Genomic DNA, 21,557 nt, shown 5'->3' on the forward strand with positions numbered 1-21,557 from the left:
AGCGTGCGGCGTCCATGGACGCCGTCCGCCGCCCGTCCCCCCGCGTCCTCCTCCTCGCCGCCGCGGCCGTGGCCGCGCTCGTGGCCGTCCTCGTGCTCGTCACCCGCGGCGGGGACGACGACCCGCGGATCCGCATCGTCCGCGGCGCGCCGGCGGGCGACTTCCCCCTCCGCGGCGACCTCGCCGGCGACGCGGCGCTGATCCGGTCGGCCGCCGAGGACTGGATCGCGACGGACCGCGAGGACGAGGACGACGACCGTCGCGTCTTCGGCCGCGACGACGACGACATCGAGATCACCGCGCTGTGGGCCGGCCGGGTGGGCGACGAGCGGATCGTCGTCCTGGCGCACGACCGCACCGCGGCCCTGCTGCGCAGCGACGGCGAGCGCGACGGCCAGACGCACTGGACGTGGCGGCCGGCGACCGCACCGATCGACGACGCCGAACGCCCGCGGATCGTGCCCTTCCGGACGGGCGTGCTCGTCCCCGAGGACGCCCGGGTCGCCTTCCGCGGCGCCGACGCGCGCGCCCCGCAGCTCGCGCAGGCCGACGGCCTGTGGCGCGCCCGCTCGGACTACGGGAGCGCCGAGCTGCCCGCGGGGCTGCTCGTCCTGCGGAGCGGCCTGCCGCCCCGCCGGTACGAGCGCACGGTCGACCCGGGCCTGGCCGGCGCGGTGGTCGTCGGGGACGACGGCGTCGCGGTGCGGACCCTCGAGCGCCGCCTGGCCGAGCGGCTGCTCGACCAGGTGCGCACGCCGGTGCCGGCGCTGCAGCGGTTCGTCGTCGCCGCCGGGGCGCCCGACCCGCGCGAGCGCTCGTCCGGGATCCGCGCGCCCGAGCCCGAGCGCGTGGAGCTCGTCGTGGACCGCACGCTGCCGCGCGTCGGGCCGACGACCGTGGTGGCGCTCGAGGCCCGGGGGCTCGACGCCCGCCGCGGCCGGGTCGCCGGCGCCGTCGGCGGCAGCGACGAGGCCGGGACCGACCTGGACGAGACCGCGCCGCTCCCGTTCCCGGGGACCGGCGACGCGGACGACCGCCCCCTCGACGCCCTGCGGGCGCCCGCAGGGCCGGCGGCGGCCGCCGTGTACGTGCGCCGCGCCGCGGACGAGGGCGAGCCGCCGGTCCTGCTGCTCGCGGGCGACCGCCGGGTGCGCTCGTTCGAGGTGCTCGCCGGGACCCGCCGGATCGTCGTCGACGGCCCGGTCGCGGCCGTCCCGGCGACGTGGGTGCGCCTGGACCGCGCGACGCCCGGGCGGGACGTGGACGTCGTGATCGCGGGCCGAACGGCCGGCGGCGACGTCGTCCGGCCGGACGGCTCCGCCGGGCGGCAGACGACGCTGACCCGGCCCTGATCCGGCCGGCCGGCGCTCAGGTGCCGAAGACGCGGTCGCCCGCGTCGCCCAGGCCCGGACGGATGAAGCCGTTCTCGTCGAGCTGCCGGTCGAGCGTCGCCGCGATGATCGGCACGTCGGGGTGGCGCTCCTGGACCTTCGCCACGCCCTCGGGCGCCGCCACGAGCACCACGAGGGCGAGCTCGCGCGCCCCCGCCTCGCGCAGCGCGTCGAGCGCGTGGATCGCCGAGCCGCCGGTGGCGAGCATCGGGTCGAGCACCAGGGTCCGCGCCACCGGCACCTCCTCCGGCAGCCGCTCGAAGTAGCGGCGCGGCTGCAGCGACGCCTCGTCGCGCTCCAGGCCGATGTGGCCCACGCGCGCCTCGGGGACGACGTCCAGGAAGGGGTCGAGCATGCCCAGCCCGGCGCGGAGCACCGGCACGAGGACGACGTCGCCCTCGATCTTGCGGACGGTCGTGCGCTCGAGCGGCGTCTCGATCTCGGCGTCGACCGTCGCCAGGTCCTTCGTCGCCTCGACCGCGAGCAGCACGGCCGCGGCGCGCATCGCCCGGCGGAACGTCGCGCGGTCCGAGTCCCGGTCGCGCATGACCGCCACGCGGTCCGCCAGCAGGGGATGGTCGACGACGCGCAGCTCCGGCACGACGTCCATCCTGCCACGCACGGCGGATCGTCAGCGGGCGGACGCATGCCGTTCACCCGCAGCGCCGGACGCGCCCCTAGGGTGGGCGCATGCAGATCGTCACCACGAACGACATCCCCGGCCACGTCGTCGAGGAGGTGCACGGCGAGGTCTTCGGCCTGACCGTGCGCTCCCGCAACGTCGGCTCCAACATCGGCGCCGGCTTCAAGTCGCTCGTCGGCGGCGAGCTGAAGGGCATCACGAAGATGCTCCAGGACAGCCGCAAGGAGGCCCTGGAGCGCCTGTCGCAGGAGGCCGAGGCCCTGGGCGCCAACGCCGTGCTGGCGTTCCGCTTCGAGACGACCGAGTACGCCAGCACCGGCACCGAGGTGTGCGCCTACGGCACCGCGGTGCGCGTGCGCCCGGCCTGATCCGCCCCGGGGTCGAGCGGCGCGGCCCGCGCCGCTCAGCCCCGCAGCGCGGCGGGGTCCGCCAGCGCGTCCGTCAGCGGCAGCCGGTGGTCGTGGTCGACGCGGCCGCCCACCCGTACGCGCCCGTCGTCGAGCGGCTCGGCGGCGATGACGGACCCCGCGCCCTGGTGGATCGTCACCGCGCGGCCCAGGTGCGCCGTCAGGCGCAGCGCCGCGGCCCCGGTCGCCTCGTCCTCGGGCACGCCCACGCCGGCCGCGAACACCCGCGAGCGCACGGTGCCCGCCTGCTCGTCGATCCAGGCCCACGCGTCCAGGTGCACGTCGGGCCCCGCCGGCACCGGCAGCCCCTCCACCTCGGCCGCCGTCGCGTAGCCGCACAGGACGAACGGCGGCGCGGCGGCCGGGTCGGCGGCGATCCACGCGCCGTCGGCGTCCGCGGCCGTCGCGACGTCGCCCGCCGGCGGCCGCAGCACGTCGACCGGCGCGCCCTCCCGGGCGAGCAGCCACGAGGTGCCGACGAGCGGGTGGCCCGCGAGCGGCAGCTCCTTCCCGGGCGTGTAGATCCGCACGGCGCCCGCGGCGGCGTCGTCGACGAAGACCGTCTCGGAGAAGCCGAGCGCCGCGGCGATGCGCTGCCGCTCCGCCGGCGCCACCGCCCCGGCGTCCAGGACGACCCCGAGCGGGTTGCCGTGGCCGCCGTCCGCGGCGCAGAAGACCCTCAGCACGTCGAGCTGCGTCATGCCCCACACGCTACGGGCGCGGCGCGGACGCCGGCGCCAGGAGCGCGGTCAGGCGGAGCGCTCGACGGGGAAGCCCTGCTCGCGCACGCGCGCGATGACCTGGTCGGCGTGGTCGCGGCCCCGCGTCTCGAGCGTCAGGCGCACCGCGGTGTCGCCGACGTGCAGGTCGACGCCCTCGCGCACGTGCTGGATCTCGGTGACGCTCGCGCCCGCGTCCGCGATCCCGGTCAGCAGGCGCACGAGCGAGCCGGGGCGGTCCGGCACGAGCGCGTTCAGGACCAGGCGCCGGCCGACGAGCGACTCGTGGCGGCGCGCGATCTGGGCCAGCAGCCCGGTGTCGACGTTGCCGCCCGACAGCAGCAGGACGGTCGAGCCGGCGTCCGGCGCGGGGACGAGCTCGCGCAGGAGCGCCGCCAGCCCGACGGCCCCGGCGCCCTCCACGACCAGGTTCACGCGGTCCAGCAGCAGCACCATCGCCTCGGCGATCGAGTCCTCGTCGACGGCGACCACGTCGTCGACGAGGGCCTCCACGAGCGGGCCGGTCAGGTCCCCCGGGCGCTTGACCGAGATGCCGTCCGCGATCGTCGGCGCGTCCGAGCGCTCCCACAGCCCGTCCCCGAAGGACGAGACCGGCGACCGGCTCTCGCGCGCGGCGACGACCGACCCGTGCAGGGCGGCGCGCACGCCCACGATCCGCACGTCGGGCCGCGCCGCCTTGACCGCCGTGGCGATGCCGCAGATCAGCCCGCCGCCGCCCACGGGGACGACGATCTGCGCCATGTCGGGGACCTGGTCCAGCAGCTCCTCGCCGATCGTGCCCTGCCCGGCGACGACGTCGGCGTCGTCGAACGGGTGCAGGAACGCCATGCCGCGCTCGTCGGCGAGGTCGTGCGCGGCGGCCAGGGCGTTCTCGAGCGGCCCGTCGACGAGCACGACGTCGGCCCCCAGCCGGCGGCACGCCTCGATCTTCGCGATCGGCGCGCCGGCGGGCATGAACACCGACGCGGGGATGCCGGTCGTGCGGGCCGCCTCGGCGACCGCGCGGGCGTGGTTGCCGGCGCTCCCGGCCACGACGCCGCGGGCGGCGCCCTCGCCGAGCGCGGCCAGCTTCGCGAGCGCGCCGCGGATCTTGAACGAGCCGGTGCGCTGCAGCGACTCGGCCTTCAGCACGACCGGGGCGCCGAAGCGGTCCGTCAGCCCCTCCGAGCGCAGGACGGGCGTGACGCGCGCGACGCCCTCGACCGCCGCCCGGGCCCGCCGACGCCGCTGTGCGTCGGGGGCCTGGGACGGAAGGACGGCGCTCATGCGGGCCACGGTAGCGGACGCCGCGCGCGCCGCCGCCGGCGTGCGCGGCCCCCGCCGGAACGACGAGGGGCGCCCGCGGGCGCCCCTCCCCTCCGCGTGCGGCCGCGCCGGCCGGCGACGCGGCGCGCTAGATCGCGAAGCGCTTCAGCAGGCCCTTCGCGATGCCCATCCGCTGGATGTCGGACGTGCCCTCGCCGATCAGCAGCAGCGGCGCGTCGCGGTAGATGCGCTCGATCTCGTACTCCTTCGAGAAGCCGAAGCCGCCGTGGATGCGCAGCGCCTCCTCGGCGTTCTTGTGGCCCGCCTCGGACGCGGCGAGCTTCGCCATCGCGGCCTCGGTGTCCGAGCGCTCGCCCTGGTCCTTCAGCTCGGCGGCGCGGTACGTCAGCAGCCGCGCGGCCTCGAGGCGCGTGTACATGTCGGCCAGCTTCTCCTGCACGAGCTGGTGCTGGGCGATCGGCTTGCCGAACGTCTCGCGCTCCTGGGCGTAGCGGATGGCCAGCTCGAAGGCGCGCTGCGCCACGCCGACGCCGCGCGCGGCGACGTTCACGCGGCCGACCTCGAGCGAGTCCATCATCTGCTTGAAGCCCTTGTTCAGGCCGCCCTCCTCGCCGCCCAGGATCTGGTCGGCGGAGAGCTTGTAGCCGTTGAAGACGAGCTCGGTGGACTCGACGCCCTTGTAGCCCATCTTCTTGATCTTCGGCGGGACCTCGAAGCCCTCGTACTCGCCCGTGTTGACCTGGACGCCCGGCTCCTTCTCGCAGATGAAGCACGTCATGCCCTTGTAGGCGGGCTTCGCCGTCGGGTCGGTCACGACGAGGACGAAGACCAGGCCGCTCATCAGGCCGTTCGTGACCCACAGCTTCTGGCCGTTGATCTCGTAGCGCCCGTCGTCGAGCTTCTTCGCGGCGGTCTTGATCGCCTGCACGTCGGAGCCGGCGTGCGGCTCGGAGAGCGAGAACGCGGCGCGCAGCTCGCCCGTCGCCATGCGCGGCAGGTACTTCTGCTTCTGCTCGTCCGTGCCGAACTTCATCAGCAGGTACGCACCGATGAAGTGCGTGTTGATGATGCCCGGGACCGAGATCCAGCCGCGCGCGAGCTCCTCGGCGATGCGCGCGTACGTCGACAGGTCCAGGCCCAGGCCGCCGTACTCCTCCGGCAGCGTGACGCCGAACAGGCCGAGCTCCTTCAGGCCCTCGACGATCGGCTCGGGCCACTCGTCCTTGGCGTCGTAGTGCTCCGCGTTCGGGATGATCTGCTCGTCCGTGAACTGGCGGACCAGCGCGACGATCTCGTCCCGGACCTCGGGATCGGTGGGCTCGGTGGTGAAGGCAGTGGCCATGGAAGCTCCGATGACGGCGGGTGGCGCCGCGCCGGGGGGATACACCGTCCCGGCACGCGAGGGGGCCGAGGATACCCCCCGGTCGGGGAGGGCGGCGCGCCGGGCGTGCGGCCGGCGTTCCCGGGTGTACCGTCCGGCGCATGGAGATCGACGCCGCGGCCGCGGTCTTCTCCCCCGTGCGGGCCCCGACGACCTTCGAGGAGACGGTCGAGCGCCTGGGCAGCGCCATCCGCACCGGCGTCCTGGCCGCGGGGGTGCAGCTGCCGCCGGAGCGCGAGCTGGCCGAGCAGCTGCGGATCTCACGCTCGACGCTGCGGCAGGCGCTGACCGCGCTGGCGGAGTCCGGGCACCTCGTCGCCCAGCGCGGCCGCGGCGGCGGCACGTTCGTCGTCGACCGGCCGCCGATCGCGGGCCCCGGCGCCCCGGACGTGGCCGGGCCGCTGCCCGACGACTGGCGCGAGGCGTGCGCCGTGCGCCGGGCGTTCGAGGTGGGGGTCGCCTGCCTGGCGGCCGAGCGCGCCGCCGCGCAGCCCGAGGCGGTCGCCGAGGGCCTCCTGGCGCTCGGGGCCCTCGTCGACGAGATGGACGCCGACGCGCCCTTCCCGGCGTACCGCCGCGCCGACGCCGCGCTGCACGTGGGGCTCGCCGAGCTGACTGGCGTCCGCGAGCTCGTGCTGCGCGCCACCGAGCTGCAGGCGCGCGCGACCGAGCTGATCGCCCACATCGCCCACCCTCGGGCCGTCCTGGGGGCGTCGAACGCCGAGCACCGGCGGCTGCTCGTCGCGGTCGGCCGCGGCGACGCGACGGCGGCCGTGCGCACCGTCCGGCGGCACCTGGCGGGCACGGAGCACGTGTTGGCCGGCCTCGCGCCGGGTACGTGACCGGCCGCCGGGCGCCCGCCCGGCCTCGCCCGTTGGACAGCCCGGCTGCTCCAGCGGTCCCATTGACGCCGTCGCCGTGGCGGGGTTAGGGTCGGCCAAAGGCACGGCGAGCACACCTTCAGCGGAGGCACAGGTCATGGGCACGGTCCCGGAATCAGGCAACGAGCACCACGAGAAGGACGTCGCCCGGCTACGGGCGATGGGCTACGAGCAGACGCTCGAGCGCAACCTCAGCGCGTTCTCGAACTTCGCGATCAGCTTCTCGATCGTCTCGATCCTCACCGGCGGCCTGGCGAGCTACGGCATCGGCCTGGCCAACGGCGGGCCGATCACGATGGCGTGGGGCTGGCCCCTCGTCTCGGTGATGGTGCTCTTCGTCGGCCTGGCGATGGCCGAGCTGGCGTCGGCGTACCCGACCGCCGGCGGCCTGTACTGGTGGGCGTCGAAGCTCGGCAAGCCCGCCCACGGCTGGTTCACGGGCTGGTTCAACCTCGTCGGCCAGATCGCCGTCACCGCGTCGATCGACTACGGCGCCGCGATCTTCGTCACCGCGGTCCTCGACGTCCTCGGCGCCGGGCTCGGCACCGACCGCGGGACGATCTTCGCGGTCTTCACCGTCATCCTGCTGCTGCACGCCGGGATGAACATCATCGGCCCGCACATCGCCACGCGCATCAACATGGTCAGCGCCTGGTGGCACGTGGCCGGCGTCCTCGTCTTCGTGCTCGTCCTCGCGTTCTTCGCCAAGGACCACCAGAGCGTCTCGTTCGTGTTCACGAAGACCGTCGACAACTCCGGGGTCGGCTTCGGCGGCGTGACGTTCAGCTTCCTGCTCGGCCTGCTGCACGCGCAGTACACGTTCACGGGCTACGACGCCTCGGCGCACATGTCCGAGGAGACGAAGAACGCCTCGACCGCGGTGGTCAAGGGGATCATCAACACGATCCTCGTCTCGGCCGTCTTCGGCTACGTCCTGATCCTGGCGGTGACGTTCGCGATCCCCAACCTGGACGACGCGCTCAACCCCGAGCTGAACAGCGGCTACCCGGTCATCTACATCCTGCAGGAGTCCCTCTCGAGCGGCCTGTCGGGCCTGCTGCTGATCATCGCGGCGGTCGCCCAGCTGTTCTGCGGCTACGCGTCCGTCACGGCCGCCTCGCGCATGGCCTACGCCTTCTCGCGCGACAAGGCGATCCCCGGCTCGGGCCTGTGGTCGAGGCTCACGTCGCGCCGCGTGCCGGCGATGGCGGTCGGCCTGATCGTCGTCTTCGCCTGGATCCTGCTGATCCCGTCGATGCTCGTGGCCGAGAAGGACGCGCCGGTCGCCTACGCCGCGGCCACGTCGATCGCGGTCATCGGCCTGTACATCTCGTACGCCATCCCGATCTGGCTGCGCCTGAAGGCCGGCTCGCGCTTCGAGACCGGCGACTGGAGCCTGGGCGCCTGGTACCGGCCCGTGGCGATCGTCGCGCTGCTGTGGGTCGCGATCATCTGCGTCCTCTTCATCATCCCGCAGGCCGACGCCGGCCTGCCCTGGCAGGACGACTTCTCGTGGAGCGCGGTGAACTACTCGCCGATCACGGTCGTCGTGGTGCTCGGCGCCGTCGGCATCTGGTGGCTGGTGTCGGCCCGCAAGTGGTTCACGGGCCCGCTGCACACCGTGAGCGAGATCGACCGCGAGCTCGACGCGTGAGCGGCCGCTCCCCCATCCTGTCCCCCTGCCCCACCGTCCCCCGTCCGGAGGCCCACGCATGACCATGACCCTCGAGCAGCTGCGGCACGAGGTCGACGCCGGCCGCATCGACACCGTGCTGCTGGCGATCACCGACATGCAGGGCCGACTGCAGGGCAAGCGCATGGTCGCGCAGCACTTCGTCGACGACATCGCCGAGGCGGGCGCCGAGGGCTGCAACTACCTGCTGGCCGTCGACGTCGAGATGAACACCGTCGAGGGCTACGACATGGCGTCGTGGGAGGCCGGCTACGGCGACTTCCAGATGGTCCCCGACCTGGCGACCCTGCGCGCCGTGCCGTGGCAGCCGGGGACCGCGATCTGCCTGGCCGACGTGCGCTGGGCCGACGGCAGCGACGTCGCGCCCTCGCCGCGGCAGGTCCTGCGGCGGCAGCTCGACCGGCTGGCCGAGCGCGGCTGGACGTGCAACGCCGCCACCGAGCTGGAGTTCATGGTCTTCCGCACGGGCTACGAGGACGCCTGGAAGCAGGCCTACCGCGACCTGGTGCCGGCCAACCTCTACAACGTGGACTACTCCATCCTGGGCACCGCCCGGGTGGAGCCGCTGCTGCGCCGCATCCGCAACGAGATGCTCGCCGCCGGCATGCCGGTCGAGGACTCCAAGGGCGAGTGCAACCTGGGCCAGCACGAGGTCAACATCCGCTACGGCGACGCGCTGACCACGGCCGACCAGCACGTGGTCTACAAGAACGGGGCCAAGGAGATCGCCGCCCAGGAGGACATGGCGATCACCTTCATGGCGAAGTTCGACGAGCGCGAGGGCAGCTCGTGCCACATCCACTGCTCCCTCGCGGACGCGGAGACGGGCGAGAACGTCTTCGCGAAGGACGAGGCGCTGTTCCGCTCCTTCGTGGCGGGCCAGCAGGCGCACCTGGCGGAGCTGACGCTGCTCTTCGCGCCGAACGTCAACTCGTACAAGCGGTTCGCGGCCGGCTCCTTCGCGCCCACCGCGATCGCGTGGGGCAAGGACAACCGCACCTGCGCGCTGCGCGTCGTCGGCCACGGTCCCGGTCTGCGGGTGGAGAACCGCGTGCCGGGCGCCGACGTCAACCCGTACCTGGCGCTCGCCGCGACGATCGCTGCGGGTCTGGACGGCATCGACCGCGGGCTCGAGCTGGGCCCGCCGCTCGAGGGCAACGCGTACGAGGCCGACGTGCCGAAGGTGCCGAGCACCCTGACGGACGCCCGCGACCGCTTCGCGGCGAGCGAGCTGGCCCGCGAGGCGCTCGGCGCCGAGGTCGTCGACCACTACGTGAACATGGCGCGCGTCGAGCTGGCCGCCTTCGAGTCGGCGGTGACCGACTGGGAGCGGTTCCGCGGCTTCGAGCGCCTGTAGCGTCCGCCGCGCCCACCCCGTCAGGAGGTCGCACCACCCCATGAGCGCCCCGTCGCCCGACGCCGCCGGCGTCGTCGTCCCGCTGCCCCGCCCCGTCATCGGCATCACGTGCGCGCACGAGCCGATCGCCCACGGGGCGGCGTGGCACCAGCCCGCCGACTTCGTGCCCGCGAGCTACAGCGCCGCCGTCCAGCGGGCCGGCGGCCGCGCCGTGCTGCTGCCCGTCGACCCGGTCGACGTCGAGCACCCCGAGGACGCGCTGCGCGGCCTCGACGGCCTGCTGCTGACGGGCGGGGTCGACCTGGACCCGGCGACGTACGGCGCGGAGCGGCACCCCGAGACAAGCGGCGACACCCCGCTGCGCGACGCGTGCGAGGTCGCCCTGGCGCGCGCCGCCCAGGAGCAGGACCTGCCGCTGCTCGGCGTCTGCCGCGGCATGCAGATCGTCAACGCCGGCGCGGGCGGCACGTTGCTGCAGCACCTGCCCGAGGTCCTCGGCACGGACACGCACCGCCGCGTGCCCGGCACCCTGGACGAGCGCAACGCGCACGACGTCCGGCTGCAGCCCGGCTCGCTCGCGGCGCGCGCCGCCGGGGCCGAGACCGTCTCCGTCCGCTCGCACCACCACCAGGCCCTCGACGCGATCGCCGAGGGCTGGCACGTGACCGGCCGGGCGACCGACGACGACCTGACCGAGGCGATGGAGCGTCCCGACCGGACGTTCTGCCTGGCCGTCCAGTGGCACCCCGAGGGCGACCCGCGCTCCGGCGTGATCGCCGCCCTCGTCGCCGCCGCCCGCGAGCGCGCCGCCGCCCGCGACGGCGCCGTCCCTCCCTCCCCGAAGGAGCCCCGATGACCCTCACCGTCCTGGAGCCCGCGACCGGCCGCCCGCTCGCCGAGATCCCCGAGACCACGCCGGAGGACGTCGACCGCGCCGTCGCGCGCGCCCGCGCCGCCTTCCCGGCCTGGCGCGCCGTCGCGCCCGCCGACCGCGCCCGGCTGCTGCTGCGCCTGGCCGACGCCGTCGAGGCGCACCTGGAGGAGCTCGCCGAGCTCGAGGCGCGCGACGCCGGCCACCCCATCGCCAGCGCCCGCGGCGAGATCGGCATGGTCGCCGCGACATTCCGGTACTACGCCGGCGGCGTCGAGCGGCACCTGGGCGACACGATCCCCGTCGACGGCGGCGTGGCGATGACGTTCCGCGAGCCGCTCGGCGTCGTGGGCCTCATCACGCCCTGGAACTTCCCGCTGCCGATCGCGTCGTGGAAGCTCGCCCCCGCCCTGGCCGCCGGCAACTGCGCGGTCCTCAAGCCGGCCGAGCTGACACCGCTGACCGCCCTGCGCCTAGAGGCCATCGCGCTCGAGGCGGGGCTGCCCGAGGGCGTCTTCCAGGTCGTCGTCGGCCCGGGCCGCACCGTCGGGCAGCGGCTCGTCGAGCACCCCGACGTGGCGAAGATCGGCTTCACCGGCTCCACCGCCGTCGGCGCCGGCATCCAGCGCGCCGCCGCCGACACGATCAAGCGCGTGACGCTCGAGCTCGGCGGCAAGTCCGCGAACGTCGTCTTCGCCGACGCCGACCTGGAGGCCGCGGCCGCCGCGGCACCCGGCGCGGTCTTCGACAACGCCGGGCAGGACTGCTGCGCCCGCTCCCGCCTGCTCGTGCAGCGCTCGGCGCTCGACGCGTTCCTCGGGCTGCTCGAGCCGCACGTCAAGGCGCTGACCGTCGGCGACCCGCTCGCCGACGGCACCGCGATGGGCCCGCTGATCTCGGCGCAGCACCGCGAGAAGGTCGCGTCGTTCGTCACCGAGGAGTCGGTGGCGTTCCGCGGCAGCGCCCCGGACGGCGACGGCTTCTGGTTCGCCCCCACCGTCCTGGCGCCCGTCGACCCCGACGACCGCGCGGCCCGCGAGGAGATCTTCGGCCCCGTCGTGGCGGTCCTGCCGTTCGACGACGAGGCCGACGCGATCCGGATGGCGAACGACTCGATCTACGGCCTGTCCGGGTCGATCTGGACCCGCGACGGCGGCCGCGCGCTGCGCGTCGCGCGCGGCATCGACTCGGGCGTGCTGTCGATCAACTCGAACAGCTCCGTGCGCGTCTCGACGCCGTTCGGCGGCTTCAAGCGCTCCGGCGTCGGGCGCGAGCTCGGCCCGCACGCGATGGAGGCGTACTCCGAGCTGAAGACCGTCTACTACGCGACCGGCGCGTGAGCCGCCGGCCGTCCGGGACCGCGGCCGCCGCCACGCCGGTCCCCCACCCCGCTTCCGGCGCCCGCCGCCGGCCCGTCAACCCCACCGCCGAGGAGGCCGCATGAGCACCACCCCGAGCACCCCCGAGACCGCGACCTCCCACCACGGGCGCCTGGAGCGCAAGGTCGCCGTGATCACCGGCGCCGCGTCCGGCATCGGCGCCGAGACCGCCAAGGTCTTCCGCGAGCAGGGCGCCACCGTCGTCGGCCTGGACCTGACCGAGGAGATGGAGCACGTCGACCTGGCGATCCGCGCCGACGTGACCTCGGGCGAGCAGATCGCCGCCGCGTACCAGCAGGTGCGCGACACGTACGGCACCGTCGACGTGCTGTTCAACAACGCCGGCATCTCGCCGCCCGACGACGACTCGATCCTCGAGACGGAGGAGGACGCCTGGCAGCGCGTGCAGGACGTCAACCTGAAGTCTGTCTACCTGTGCTGCAAGCACGGGATCCCGCACCTGCTCGAGACGGGCGGCGGCTCCGTCATCAACACCGCGTCCTTCGTGGCGATCATGGGCGCCGCGACGTCGCAGATCTCGTACACCGCGTCGAAGGGCGGCGTGCTCGCGATGAGCCGCGAGCTCGGCGTGCAGTTCGCGCGGCAGGGCGTACGCGTGAACGCCCTCTGCCCCGGACCGGTCGACACGCCGCTGCTGCGCGAGCTGTACGCGAACGACGCCGAGGCCGCCAACCGCCGACTGGTGCACGTGCCGATGGGGCGCTTCGCCCAGGCGCGCGAGCTGGCCAACGCGGTGCTCTTCCTCGCCTCGGACGAGTCGAGCTTCATCACGGCGTCGACGTTCCTCGTCGACGGCGGCCTGTCGGCCGCCTACGTCACGCCGATCTGATCGGCGCGTCGCCGCACAGGGTCAGGCGCCCGGCCGCGATCGGCCGGGCGCTGATCGCCCAGGCGTCGTCGAGGCCGGTGCTGGACGACGCGTCGCTGTGCAGCCACAGGCCGCCGACCTCGACGCGCCACACGTCCGGGTCCTCGTCGGAGACCATCCGGAAGAAGCCGACGCCGTCCTCGTCGCAGAGGAAGATCCCGTGGGCCTCCGGGCCGGTGCTCCCCGCGATGCCGGGGGGACGCATCCGCCGCCAGTCGAGGCCGTGGGCGGCGATCGAGTCGCGGTTGCGGCGGGCGGACAGGTGGAACCGCGCCTCCCCCGGCTCGGCGCGCCGGACGACCAGGGCCCGGCGGAACGCCGCCTGGCCGCCGTCCCCGGCGAGCGCCGCGTGGACCGCGGCCAGGGCCGCGTCGGCCGGCTCCGGGAGCGCGGCGCGCAGCGCGTCGTCGAGCCCGCCGACGGCCGGGCCGTCGACGGGACCCCAGCGGTGGCCGTCGCGCGCGACCGCGGCCGGGCCGCCGGGGGTCACCACCTCGACCCGGGAGAGGAGCGGGCCCGGGGGCGTGCCGTCCCCCTCCCCGTCCGGCCCGCCCACGGCCCTCAGTCCTGCGCGACGATCGCGTCGATCTCGACGAGCGCGCCCTTCGGCAGCCCCGCGACCGCGTAGGCGATGCGCGCCGGCGGGTCGTTCGGGAAGAAGCGCCCGTAGACCTCGTTGACCTCGGCGAACGCGGCCATGTCGGTCAGCAGGACGGTGCAGCGCACGGCGCGGTCCAGGCTCGCCCCGGCGCCCTCGACGACGACCTGCAGGTTCTTCAGGCACTGCTCGGCCTGCTCGGCGGCGGTGCGGCCGACGAGCTCGCCGGTGGCGGGGTCGAGCGGGATCTGGCCCGAGCAGAAGAGCAGGCCGCCGGCGGCGACGGCGTGGACGTACGGGCCGATCGCGGGCGGGGCGCCGTCGACGACGTGGGACTGGCGGTCGGTGCTCATGGGTCTCCCGGGGGATGGGTCGGAACGGCGCCGACGATAGCGCCGATACCGGGTATACCCTGCCCGCGTGTCCCGTCTCGCGCTCCGCGCGCTCCCCGTCCTCGCCGCGCTGCTGACGCTCGCGGCCTCCCCCGTCCCCGCCGGCGCCGTGAAGACGTACCCGTGCGGCGACGCGTCCGTCGGTCGCACGCGCTGCTCGCGCGTGACCGTGCCGCTCGACCGCACCGGCCAGGTGCCCGGCCGCATCAGCCTGTCCGTGCGCCAGGTGCAGCCGGGGCGGAAGCGCGCGACGACCCGTCGCGAGGCCGTGCTCTTCCTCTCCGGCGGCCCCGGGCAGGCGACGACGCCGACCGCCGGCGAGCTCGTGCCGGTCCTGCGGCCGCTCCTGAAGGGCCGCGACCTGCTGACGGTGGACACGCGCGGCACCGGCCGCTCGTCCGACCTGATCGTCTGCCCCGAGCTGGAGACGACCGCCGTGACCGCGCTCTCGAGCTCGGACCTGGTGGCGTCCTGCGCCCGCCGCTTCGGCGGGGCGACGGACCGCTACGGCACGGCGGACGTCGTCGCCGATCTCGACGCCGTGCGGCAGGCCGAGGGCTACGACCGGCTCGTGGTCGTCGGGGTCTCGTACGGCACGTTCACGGCGCAGCGGTACGCGGCCGCCTACCCGGGCCGGGTCACGCGCCTGGTCCTGGACTCGTCGGTCGACCCGACGGGCGACGACCCGTACACGCTCGCGACCGTGCGCGCCGCGCCGACCGCGCTGGCGCGCGCCTGCCGCCGCGGCGCCTGCCGCGGCGTGACCGCCGACCCGCGCGCCGACCTGGCGCGCACCCTCGCCCGGCTGCCGCTGACCGCGCGCGTCGACGGCGGCAACGGCCACCGGGTGCGCACGACGATCACCGGCAACGAGATCCTCTCCCTCGTCCTGGGCGGCGACTTCGACGCCACGATCCGCCCCGTCCTCGTCGGCGCGCTGCGGCGGGCCGCCGACGGCGACGGCGCGCCGCTCGCCCGCCTGGCGCGGGAGTACGGCGTGGTGCTGCCGACCGGCGACGACGACGATCCGACGGCGACCGCCGGGACGGCGGGCCTGCTCTCCCAGGGCGCGTTCGTCGCCACGACGTGCCGCGACACGCGCCTGCCGTGGGGCCCCGGCAGCACGCCCGACGCCCGGCGCGCCGCCGCCCTCGCGCAGCTCGCGGCCGTGCCCCCGGCGGCGCGCGCGGGCTTCTCCCCCGCCGACCTCGTCACCTTCACCGCGGCCGGCCTGTGCGTCGACTGGCCCGGCTCGCCCGATCCGACGCCGATGGGGCCGCTGCCCGACGTGCCGACGCTCGTCCTCGGCGGCGCGGACGACACCCGCACGTCGCCCGAGGAGGCCGCGCGCGTGGCCTCGCGCTTCCGGCGCGCGGCCCACGTGACGGTGCCCGACGCCGGCCACTCCGTCCTGACGGCCGACGCCCCGTGCGTCACGCGCGCGCTGCGGGCCTTCGCCGCCGGCGGTCGGGTGCCGGCGTGCCCGCGCCCCGAGGCGCCGCGCCCGGTGCCGGCGGCGCCGCCCGCCGGGGCGCGCGGCCTGGGCCGCGATCCCGCCGCCCGCGCGCGCGCCGTGGCCGCCGCGACCGTCGGCGACGCCGCCCGCAGCCTGGCGCTGCGGGTCCTCACGAGCGCCGACATCGACGTGTCCGAGGAGGAGCAGACGGTGCGCGTCGCCGGCCTGCGCAGCGGCACGGCCGTCACGACCGGCGACGGCGACCTGCGCCTGGAGGCCTTCGGGTTCGTCCCCGGCACGGCGGTCTCCGGCGTGCTCGGCTCGTCCCGCCGGGTCCGGGTGCGCGTGCGCGGCGCGGGCGTCCGGCCGGGCGTCGTGCGGGTCGCGAACCCCTTCCACGACGAGGACGCGCTCTACGCGTCGCTCGGCTTCAGCCCCGAGGAGATCGAGGGGCTGAGCGCCCGCTCGCGCGCCGCCGTGCGCCGGCTCGTCCGCCGCTGACGCCGCGGGCCGCGGGCGGGCCGCCGGGCGAGGCGGCGCGCCCCGTCCCGCCCCCGGTCCGCGGCACCCGGCGCGCCGACCCGGTGTGCCAGGCTGGGCGCATGAGCAACGCCCTCGCTGCCGAGACGTCGCCGTACCTGCTCCAGCACGCCGACAACCCCGTCGACTGGCTGCCGTGGGGCGCCGAGGCGCTCGCCCGCGCGCGGGCCGAGGACAAGCCGCTGCTCGTCTCCATCGGCTACAGCGCCTGCCACTGGTGCCACGTCATGGCCCACGAGTCGTTCGAGGACCCCGCGGTCGCCGCGGTGATGAACGAGCGCTTCGTGTGCGTGAAGGTCGACCGCGAGGAGCGCCCCGACGTCGACGCGATCTGCATGGAGGCGATCCAGGCGATGACGGGCCAGGGCGGATGGCCGCTCAACGTCTTCCTCACCCCGGAGCAGGCGCCGATCCACGGGGGGACGTACTTCCCGCCCGCCCCGCGGGGCGGCATGCCGTCCTGGCGGATGGTGCTCGACGCCGTCGCCGAGGCCTGGACGGAGCGTCGCGACGAGATCCGCGAGCAGCTCGCCGGCATCGCCGAGCAGCTGACCGGGGCCGCGCGGATGACGCCGGCCGACGCGGTCCCCGGGCCCGAGACGCTCGGCGCGGCGGTGCGGCGGCTGCGCGAGCACTACGACGCCGTGCAGGGCGGGTTCGGCCCGCCCGGCCGCGGCCCGCGCTTCCCGCCGCACCCCAGCCTGCTCCTCCTGCTGCAGCGCGCCGCGGACGACCGCGCGCCGGGCGCCGGCGACGACGAGCGCGGCCTGGCGACCGCGATGGCCCGGCAGACGCTGCGCTCCATGGCGTCGGGCGGCATCCACGACCAGCTCGGCGGCGGCTTCGCGCGCTACGCCGTCGACGGCACCTGGACGGTGCCGCACTTCGAGAAGATGCTCTACGACAACGCGCTGCTCGCCCGCGCGTACGTGCAGGGCTGGCTGCTGTGGCAGGACGCCGGCCTGCGCGAGGTCGCCGAGCGCACCCTCGCCTTCGTCGCCCGCGAGCTGCGCGGCCCCGAGGGCGGGTTCCTCGCCGCGCTCGACGCCGACAGCGAGGGCGAGGAGGGCCGCTTCTACGTGTGGACGCCGGACGAGATCCGGGCGGCCCTGCCGGCCGCCGAGGCGGCCGCAGCGATCGAGTGGTTCGGCGTCACGCCGGAGGGCAACTTCGAGGGCCGGAGCGTCCTCGAGGACCGCGGCATCGCGCCCGACCCGGTGACGCGCGAGCGGATCCGCGAGGGCCTGCTCGCCGCGCGCTCGCAGCGCGTGCGGCCCGGGACGGACGACAAGCGGCTGGCCGGCTGGAACGGGCTGGCGATCCACGCCTTCGCCGAGGCCGGCGCGGCGCTCGGCCGCGACGACCTGCTGCAGGTCGCGCGCGAGGCGCTCGCGTTCGTCCGCCGCGAGCTCGTCGTCGACGGCCGCCTGCGGCGCGCGTGGTCGCACCGCGACGGCGGCGGCGCCCGGCACGACGCGGTGCTCGAGGACCACGCGTTCCTGCTCGAGGCCGCGATCGCGCTGTACGAGGCCGACGGCGACCCGGACGTGCTCGCCTGGGCCCGCTGGCTGGCGGACGAGATCCTGGGCCGCTTCGGCGACGGCGACCGCGGCTTCTTCTCGACCGCCGACGACGCCGAGGCGCTCCTGGCGCGCCGCAAGGAGCTCGACGACGCGCCGATCCCCTCGGGCGGCGCGGCGGCCGCCCGCGGCCTGGTCCGCCTGGCCGCGCTCACCGGCGAGCACCGCCTGGCCGCGGCCGCCGAGGGGTGGCTGCGGCTGGCCGGCCCGCTCGGGGCCGAGCACCCCCAGGCCGTCGCCTACGCGCTGCTGGCGCTCGACGAGCACCACCGGGTCCCGCGCGAGGTCGCGGTGGTCGGCCCGGAGGACGGGCGGGAGGAGCTGCTGGCGGTCGTCCGCGAGCGGCCACGTCCGGGCCTCGTCGTCGCGTCCGGGGACGGCGACGACGCCCGGGGCGTGCCGCTGCTCGAGGGCCGCGGGACCGTGGACGGCCGCGCGGCCGCGTACGTGTGCGAGCGGTTCGCCTGCCGGGCGCCGGTGACGGACGCCGACGCCCTGCGCGCCGCCCTCGACGCCTGAGCGGCGCGGGCGGCGCCGCGACCCGGGCCAGACCCGGGCGCTCCCGGAGGCGGCGCTCCGGGCTCCGGCCCTCAGGAGGCAGCGCGGGCGGGCCGGCGGGAGCGCCCGAGCGCGCGGACGCCCGCGCCGGCGCCCCGCCCCTACCGGACGGTAGGGCGGGACGCCCAGGGGGTCGCCGTCCCGCACCCGGCGTGACCCGCCGAAAGGATGGCTAAAGTTCCCGCGTGCCCGGCTCTCCGGCCGGGTACAGACGGGCATCCGCGCCCGCGGATCCCGCCACCACGGTCCCCCATCCAGGAGCTCCATGCCCCGTCGCATCCTCGCGCTCGCCGCCCCGGCCGCCGCGATCGCCGCCCTCGCCGCCGTGCCGGCCACCGGCTCAGCCTCGACGATCGTCACTGATCGCGCGTGCTACACGTCGGTTTACGCGAATGGCAAGCTGAGTTATCAGCCCATCACCGTCGCCGTCGGTCAGGCCAACCCGAACACCAAGTTCATGGTGTACGGCGTGGGCGGCAGGGCGAACTACGGTGAGGGTGTGGCCGATGCCGCGGGCAACGGCTCCACCGTCGTCACCCGCTTCTCGGTCCCGGGCATCAAGCCGAGCAAGGGCCGCACGATCACGCTCGCCGTCACCGAGTTCCCCGTCGGTGGGAAGAGCGGCGACACCGGCGCCGTGAACGTCAAGGCCACGACGCTCGCGCTCGACCTGTCGAACAAGCCCCGCGCCGCGTACTCGCGCCGCACGTGGACGATGTCCGGCCTGACGCCGCTCACCGGCTCGCGCTCGATGTACGCGTCCTGGTACCGCGGCTCCAAGCTGGTCAAGCGCACGAAGCTCGGCACCGCGAACGAGTGCGGCTACCTGCGCGTCAAGCGCTCCGCGTTCCCGAGCCGCAAGTACCGCAAGCTGACGCTGCGCGTCCACTCGCAGAAGACCTGGTCGAAGGACGCGCCGTACCTCAAGATGACCGTCCGCGTCTTCCGCCGCTACTTCTAGCCGGCTCGCGGGGCGGCCTCGCGCCGCCCCGCTCCCCCGCCCCGCGGGCGCCCGTCCGGCGCCCGCCGAGCCCGGGCCGCCCGCACGGGGCGGGCCGGGCGCCGGGGCTCAGAGGACCGGCAGGTACCGGTCGAGCTCCCACTGCGTGACCTGCACGCGGTAGTCCTCCCACTCCTCCCGCTTGATCTCCACGAAGCGGTCGAGGGTGTGCTCGCCGAGCGCCCGCAGCACCAGCTCGGACTCGGCCGCCAGCTCGACGGCCTCGCCGAGCGTCTCGGGCAGCTGCTCGATCCCCAGCCGGCGCCGGTCGTCCGGCGACAGGTGGTACAGGTTGCGCTCCATCGGCTCGGGCAGCTCGTAGCCGTTCTCGATGCCGTCCAGGCCGGCGTGCAGCAGCAGCGCGAACGTCAGGTACGGGTTGCAGCCGGGATCCGGGCAGCGCAGCTCCATCCGCGTGGCCTGCTCCTCGCCCGGGTGGTACATCGGCACGCGCACGAGCGCCGAGCGGTTGCGCCGGGACCACGCGACGTACACCGGGGCCTCGTAGCCGGGCGCCAGGCGCTTGTACGAGTTGACCCACTGCGCGTAGACGGCCGACATCTCGCGGGCGTGGCGCAGCTGGCCCGCGATGAACGCCTTGCCGACGTCCGAGAGGAAGTAGCGGTCGTCCGCGTCGTAGAAGGCGTTCTGCCCGTCCCGGAAGAGCGACAGGTGCGTGTGCATCCCGGAGCCGTTCTCGCCCGTCAGCGGCTTCGGCATGAAGGTCGCGTGCCAGCCGTGCTGCATCGCGATCTCCTTCACCGTCAGGCGGTACGTCATGCAGTCGTCCGCCATCTTCAGCGCGTCCGCGTAGCGGATGTCGATCTCGTGCTGCGACGGGCCGCCCTCGTGGTGGCTGTACTCCACCTTCATCCCGAGCGCCTCGAGCGCGAGGGACGTGTCGCGGCGGACGTCCGAGCCGGCGTCGAGCGCGGTCAGGTCGAAGTAGCCGCCCTCGTCGAGGACCTCGGTCCCGCGGCTGTCCTTGAACAGGTAGTACTCGAGCTCGGGGCCGACGTTGAACGTGTCGAAGCCCATCCGCTTCATCCGCTCGATCGCCCGCTTGAGGATGTAGCGCGGGTCGCCCTCGTACGGGGTGCGCTCGGGCGTGAGCACGTCGCAGAAGATCCGCGCGACGCCCTCCTCCTTCGGCGCCCACGGCAGGATCGCGAAGGTCGCCGGGTCGGGCATGGCGATCATGTCCGACTCCTCCACGGCGTTGAAGCCCGTGATGGACGAGCCGTCGAAGCCCATGCCGCCCTGGAAGGCGTCGTCGAGCTCCGACGCGTGCACCGAGAACGACTTCAGGTTCCCGAGGATGTCGGTGAACCACATCCGGACGAAGCGGATGTCGTGCTCGGCGACGAGGCGCTTGACGTCCTCGGGGGTGCTCGGGGTGTCGGGCACGGTGGCTGGGCTCCTGCGCAGGGGTCGGTGGCCGCGGACGACCGGAGCGCGCGGGGCGCGCTCCCCCGGGGAAGTTAGCCGAGCGGGAGGTCGTCAGCGGCCGCCGCGGCGCCCGCGGGGACGGACGTCCGGCAGCTCATCCAGCGCTGGCCCCAGGTCTCCAGCGCCCGCACCACGGCCTCGAGGTCGCGGCCCTTCGGCGTCAGGGCGTACTCCACGCGGACGGGCGGCCCCGGGTGCACGGTGCGCTCGACGAGCGCCTCCGCCTCGAGCTCCCGCAGCCGCTGCGAGAGCACCCGGTCCGACAGGCCCGGGACGGCGGAGCGCAGCGTCGAGAAGCGCAGCGGGCCGTCCTCGAGCAGCACGGCGACGATCGCGCCCGTCCACCGGCGGCCGATGAGCTCGACCGCCTGGTGGTACTGGGGGCAGCAGCCCCCGGGGTGCACGCCGTCGCCCACGGGATCAGGCCGCGCGCAGCTGGCGCGACTCCTCCATCGAGCCGTCGACGGGCACGTCGCCGGCGATGTTGACCAGGGCCGAGAACACCTCGACCGAAGCGTAGGCGATGGCCTCGAGGAGCTCCTCCTCGGTCCAGCCGAGCTCGAGCGCCTCCTCCTGCAGGGCCGCCGGCGGCTGGGCGCGCTTGCGCAGCAGGTGGCCGACGTAGCGCAGCATCACGTCCTGGCGCTCGTCCTTCGACGCGAAGTTGCGGGCGAGCTTGACCTCGTCGATGCCGAGGCCGGCGATCCGGGCGGTGCGCTGGTGCATCTTCAGCCCCGGCGTCGAGCGGAAGTGCTCGGCCACGGCGAGCGAGATGCGCTCCTTCGTCGCGGGGCCCAGCACGCCGTGGCGCAGCTCGCCCATGAACCGCGCGTAGCCGCGGAGCGCGGCGGGCGAGCCGGCGAGCACGCCGACGAGGTTCGGCAGCTGGCCCGCGGACGCCAGGGCGCCCTTCAGGACGGGCAGCGAGCCCTCGGGCGCCGAGAGGTCGTCGTGGATGGTGAAGCGGCTCATGGCGTTGGGCATGGAGACCTTCCGGGGGTGTTCGTGCGACGGCGCCTTCTCGGGACTTCACTCGGTGAAGGCGCTAACGGAATGTAAGTGTACTCCTCGGGCGGCCCGCCGCAA

The 21,557-nt window shown here is 75.3% G+C and carries 20 protein-coding genes; 11 read left to right on the forward strand and 9 right to left on the reverse strand.

What is annotated here, in order from left to right:
• Positions 1-14 precede the first annotated feature (14 nt).
• On the forward strand, positions 15-1,352 hold the full coding sequence (locus J3P29_RS12980) for a hypothetical protein (protein ID WP_210493886.1): 1,338 nt from the start codon (positions 15-17) through the stop codon (positions 1,350-1,352).
• Between the two features lie 16 nt (positions 1,353-1,368).
• Here J3P29_RS12980 and upp read toward each other — a convergent pair whose 3' ends face one another.
• The gene (gene upp / locus J3P29_RS12985) at positions 1,369-1,992 is read right to left on the reverse strand and encodes a uracil phosphoribosyltransferase (protein WP_349239867.1); all 624 of its coding nucleotides are present in this window, start codon (positions 1,990-1,992) and stop codon (positions 1,369-1,371) included.
• An 89-nt stretch (positions 1,993-2,081) separates the two neighbouring features.
• Here upp and J3P29_RS12990 point away from each other — a divergent pair, with 89 nt between their 5' ends.
• On the forward strand, positions 2,082-2,402 hold the full coding sequence (locus J3P29_RS12990) for a YbjQ family protein (protein WP_210493889.1): 321 nt from the start codon (positions 2,082-2,084) through the stop codon (positions 2,400-2,402).
• Between the two features lie 35 nt (positions 2,403-2,437).
• On the opposite strand, the gene J3P29_RS12995 is transcribed toward J3P29_RS12990, so the two are convergent.
• The 3 genes from J3P29_RS12995 to J3P29_RS13005 form a co-directional block, all read right to left on the reverse strand.
• Complete coding sequence (locus tag J3P29_RS12995) at positions 2,438-3,142, reverse strand: PhzF family phenazine biosynthesis protein (RefSeq protein ID WP_210493890.1); 705 nt, start codon at positions 3,140-3,142, stop codon at positions 2,438-2,440.
• 48 nt (positions 3,143-3,190) lie between these two features.
• Complete coding sequence (ilvA, locus tag J3P29_RS13000) at positions 3,191-4,447, reverse strand: threonine ammonia-lyase (protein ID WP_210493891.1); 1,257 nt, start codon at positions 4,445-4,447, stop codon at positions 3,191-3,193.
• Between the two features lie 127 nt (positions 4,448-4,574).
• Positions 4,575-5,789, reverse strand: coding sequence for an acyl-CoA dehydrogenase family protein (locus tag J3P29_RS13005; RefSeq protein WP_210493893.1), 1,215 nt, complete (start codon positions 5,787-5,789; stop codon positions 4,575-4,577).
• A 140-nt stretch (positions 5,790-5,929) separates the two neighbouring features.
• Here J3P29_RS13005 and J3P29_RS13010 point away from each other — a divergent pair, with 140 nt between their 5' ends.
• From J3P29_RS13010 to J3P29_RS13035, 6 genes are all read left to right on the forward strand, one after another.
• Positions 5,930-6,670 (forward strand): GntR family transcriptional regulator, encoded by a 741-nt coding sequence (locus J3P29_RS13010; protein WP_210493894.1) that lies wholly within the window; start codon positions 5,930-5,932, stop codon positions 6,668-6,670.
• Positions 6,671-6,806: 136 nt separating this feature from the next.
• Entirely contained in the window at positions 6,807-8,363 is a 1,557-nt protein-coding gene (locus tag J3P29_RS13015; protein WP_246851916.1) for an amino acid permease, read from the forward strand.
• Between the two features lie 58 nt (positions 8,364-8,421).
• Complete coding sequence (locus tag J3P29_RS13020) at positions 8,422-9,759, forward strand: glutamine synthetase family protein (RefSeq protein ID WP_210493895.1); 1,338 nt, start codon at positions 8,422-8,424, stop codon at positions 9,757-9,759.
• Positions 9,760-9,799: 40 nt separating this feature from the next.
• On the forward strand, positions 9,800-10,615 hold the full coding sequence (locus tag J3P29_RS13025) for a gamma-glutamyl-gamma-aminobutyrate hydrolase family protein (RefSeq protein ID WP_210493897.1): 816 nt from the start codon (positions 9,800-9,802) through the stop codon (positions 10,613-10,615).
• Positions 10,612-11,970, forward strand: a complete 1,359-nt coding sequence (locus tag J3P29_RS13030) for an aldehyde dehydrogenase family protein (protein WP_210493898.1) — start codon at positions 10,612-10,614, stop codon at positions 11,968-11,970. The genes J3P29_RS13025 and J3P29_RS13030 overlap by 4 nt, the downstream gene beginning before the upstream one ends.
• 100 nt (positions 11,971-12,070) lie before the next feature.
• Positions 12,071-12,859 (forward strand): 3-oxoacyl-ACP reductase, encoded by a 789-nt coding sequence (locus tag J3P29_RS13035; protein WP_210493899.1) that lies wholly within the window; start codon positions 12,071-12,073, stop codon positions 12,857-12,859.
• On the opposite strand, the gene J3P29_RS13040 is transcribed toward J3P29_RS13035, so the two are convergent.
• On the reverse strand, positions 12,846-13,454 hold the full coding sequence (locus tag J3P29_RS13040) for a hypothetical protein (RefSeq protein ID WP_210493901.1): 609 nt from the start codon (positions 13,452-13,454) through the stop codon (positions 12,846-12,848). The two genes, J3P29_RS13035 and J3P29_RS13040, sit on opposite strands and share 14 nt — an antisense overlap.
• 5 nt (positions 13,455-13,459) lie before the next feature.
• Positions 13,460-13,849: a Rid family detoxifying hydrolase gene (locus J3P29_RS13045; RefSeq protein ID WP_210493902.1), complete on the reverse strand. Its 390-nt coding sequence runs from the start codon at positions 13,847-13,849 to the stop codon at positions 13,460-13,462.
• 67 nt (positions 13,850-13,916) lie between these two features.
• Between J3P29_RS13045 and J3P29_RS13050 the strand changes: the two genes are divergently transcribed.
• The 3 genes from J3P29_RS13050 to J3P29_RS13060 all read left to right on the forward strand — a co-directional run bounded on the left by J3P29_RS13050 (position 13,917) and on the right by J3P29_RS13060 (position 18,983).
• The gene (locus J3P29_RS13050; RefSeq protein WP_210493903.1) at positions 13,917-15,845 is read left to right on the forward strand and encodes an alpha/beta fold hydrolase; all 1,929 of its coding nucleotides are present in this window, start codon (positions 13,917-13,919) and stop codon (positions 15,843-15,845) included.
• Between the two features lie 101 nt (positions 15,846-15,946).
• Positions 15,947-17,983: a thioredoxin domain-containing protein gene (locus J3P29_RS13055; protein ID WP_210493905.1), complete on the forward strand. Its 2,037-nt coding sequence runs from the start codon at positions 15,947-15,949 to the stop codon at positions 17,981-17,983.
• Positions 17,984-18,287: 304 nt separating this feature from the next.
• Positions 18,288-18,983 carry a hypothetical protein gene (locus J3P29_RS13060; protein ID WP_210493906.1) on the forward strand — a complete coding sequence of 232 codons (696 nt, stop codon included), beginning with the start codon at positions 18,288-18,290 and terminating at the stop codon, positions 18,981-18,983.
• 108 nt (positions 18,984-19,091) lie between these two features.
• Here J3P29_RS13060 and J3P29_RS13065 read toward each other — a convergent pair whose 3' ends face one another.
• The 3 genes from J3P29_RS13065 to J3P29_RS13075 all read right to left on the reverse strand — a co-directional run bounded on the left by J3P29_RS13065 (position 19,092) and on the right by J3P29_RS13075 (position 21,443).
• Positions 19,092-20,429: a glutamine synthetase family protein gene (locus J3P29_RS13065; RefSeq protein ID WP_210493908.1), complete on the reverse strand. Its 1,338-nt coding sequence runs from the start codon at positions 20,427-20,429 to the stop codon at positions 19,092-19,094.
• Between the two features lie 74 nt (positions 20,430-20,503).
• Positions 20,504-20,875, reverse strand: coding sequence for a helix-turn-helix domain-containing protein (locus J3P29_RS13070; protein WP_349239837.1), 372 nt, complete (start codon positions 20,873-20,875; stop codon positions 20,504-20,506).
• 16 nt (positions 20,876-20,891) lie between these two features.
• On the reverse strand, positions 20,892-21,443 hold the full coding sequence (locus J3P29_RS13075; protein WP_246851917.1) for a carboxymuconolactone decarboxylase family protein: 552 nt from the start codon (positions 21,441-21,443) through the stop codon (positions 20,892-20,894).
• Positions 21,444-21,557 lie beyond the last annotated feature (114 nt).

Source organism: Patulibacter sp. SYSU D01012 (assembly GCF_017916475.1).
In the GTDB taxonomy this organism is placed as follows: Bacteria; Actinomycetota; Thermoleophilia; order Solirubrobacterales; family Solirubrobacteraceae; genus Patulibacter.

Bases quoted from the DNA above. Each gene is read 5' to 3' on its own strand.
- J3P29_RS13060 (WP_210493906.1), top strand. From the start codon at position 18,288: ATGCCCCGTCGCATCCTCGCGCTCGCCGCCCCGGCCGCCGCGATCGCC.
- J3P29_RS13010 (WP_210493894.1), top strand. From the start codon at position 5,930: ATGGAGATCGACGCCGCGGCCGCGGTCTTCTCCCCCGTGCGGGCCCCG.
- J3P29_RS12980 (WP_210493886.1), top strand. From the start codon at position 15: ATGGACGCCGTCCGCCGCCCGTCCCCCCGCGTCCTCCTCCTCGCCGCC.
- J3P29_RS13015 (WP_246851916.1), top strand. From the start codon at position 6,807: ATGGGCACGGTCCCGGAATCAGGCAACGAGCACCACGAGAAGGACGTC.
- J3P29_RS13025 (WP_210493897.1), top strand. From the start codon at position 9,800: ATGAGCGCCCCGTCGCCCGACGCCGCCGGCGTCGTCGTCCCGCTGCCC.
- J3P29_RS12995 (WP_210493890.1), bottom strand. From the start codon at position 3,142: ATGACGCAGCTCGACGTGCTGAGGGTCTTCTGCGCCGCGGACGGCGGC.
- J3P29_RS13075 (WP_246851917.1), bottom strand. From the start codon at position 21,443: ATGAGCCGCTTCACCATCCACGACGACCTCTCGGCGCCCGAGGGCTCG.
- J3P29_RS13030 (WP_210493898.1), top strand. From the start codon at position 10,612: ATGACCCTCACCGTCCTGGAGCCCGCGACCGGCCGCCCGCTCGCCGAG.
- J3P29_RS12990 (WP_210493889.1), top strand. From the start codon at position 2,082: ATGCAGATCGTCACCACGAACGACATCCCCGGCCACGTCGTCGAGGAG.
- J3P29_RS13045 (WP_210493902.1), bottom strand. From the start codon at position 13,849: ATGAGCACCGACCGCCAGTCCCACGTCGTCGACGGCGCCCCGCCCGCG.
- ilvA (WP_210493891.1), bottom strand. From the start codon at position 4,447: ATGAGCGCCGTCCTTCCGTCCCAGGCCCCCGACGCACAGCGGCGTCGG.
- J3P29_RS13020 (WP_210493895.1), top strand. From the start codon at position 8,422: ATGACCATGACCCTCGAGCAGCTGCGGCACGAGGTCGACGCCGGCCGC.
- J3P29_RS13055 (WP_210493905.1), top strand. From the start codon at position 15,947: ATGAGCAACGCCCTCGCTGCCGAGACGTCGCCGTACCTGCTCCAGCAC.
- J3P29_RS13005 (WP_210493893.1), bottom strand. From the start codon at position 5,789: ATGGCCACTGCCTTCACCACCGAGCCCACCGATCCCGAGGTCCGGGAC.
- J3P29_RS13035 (WP_210493899.1), top strand. From the start codon at position 12,071: ATGAGCACCACCCCGAGCACCCCCGAGACCGCGACCTCCCACCACGGG.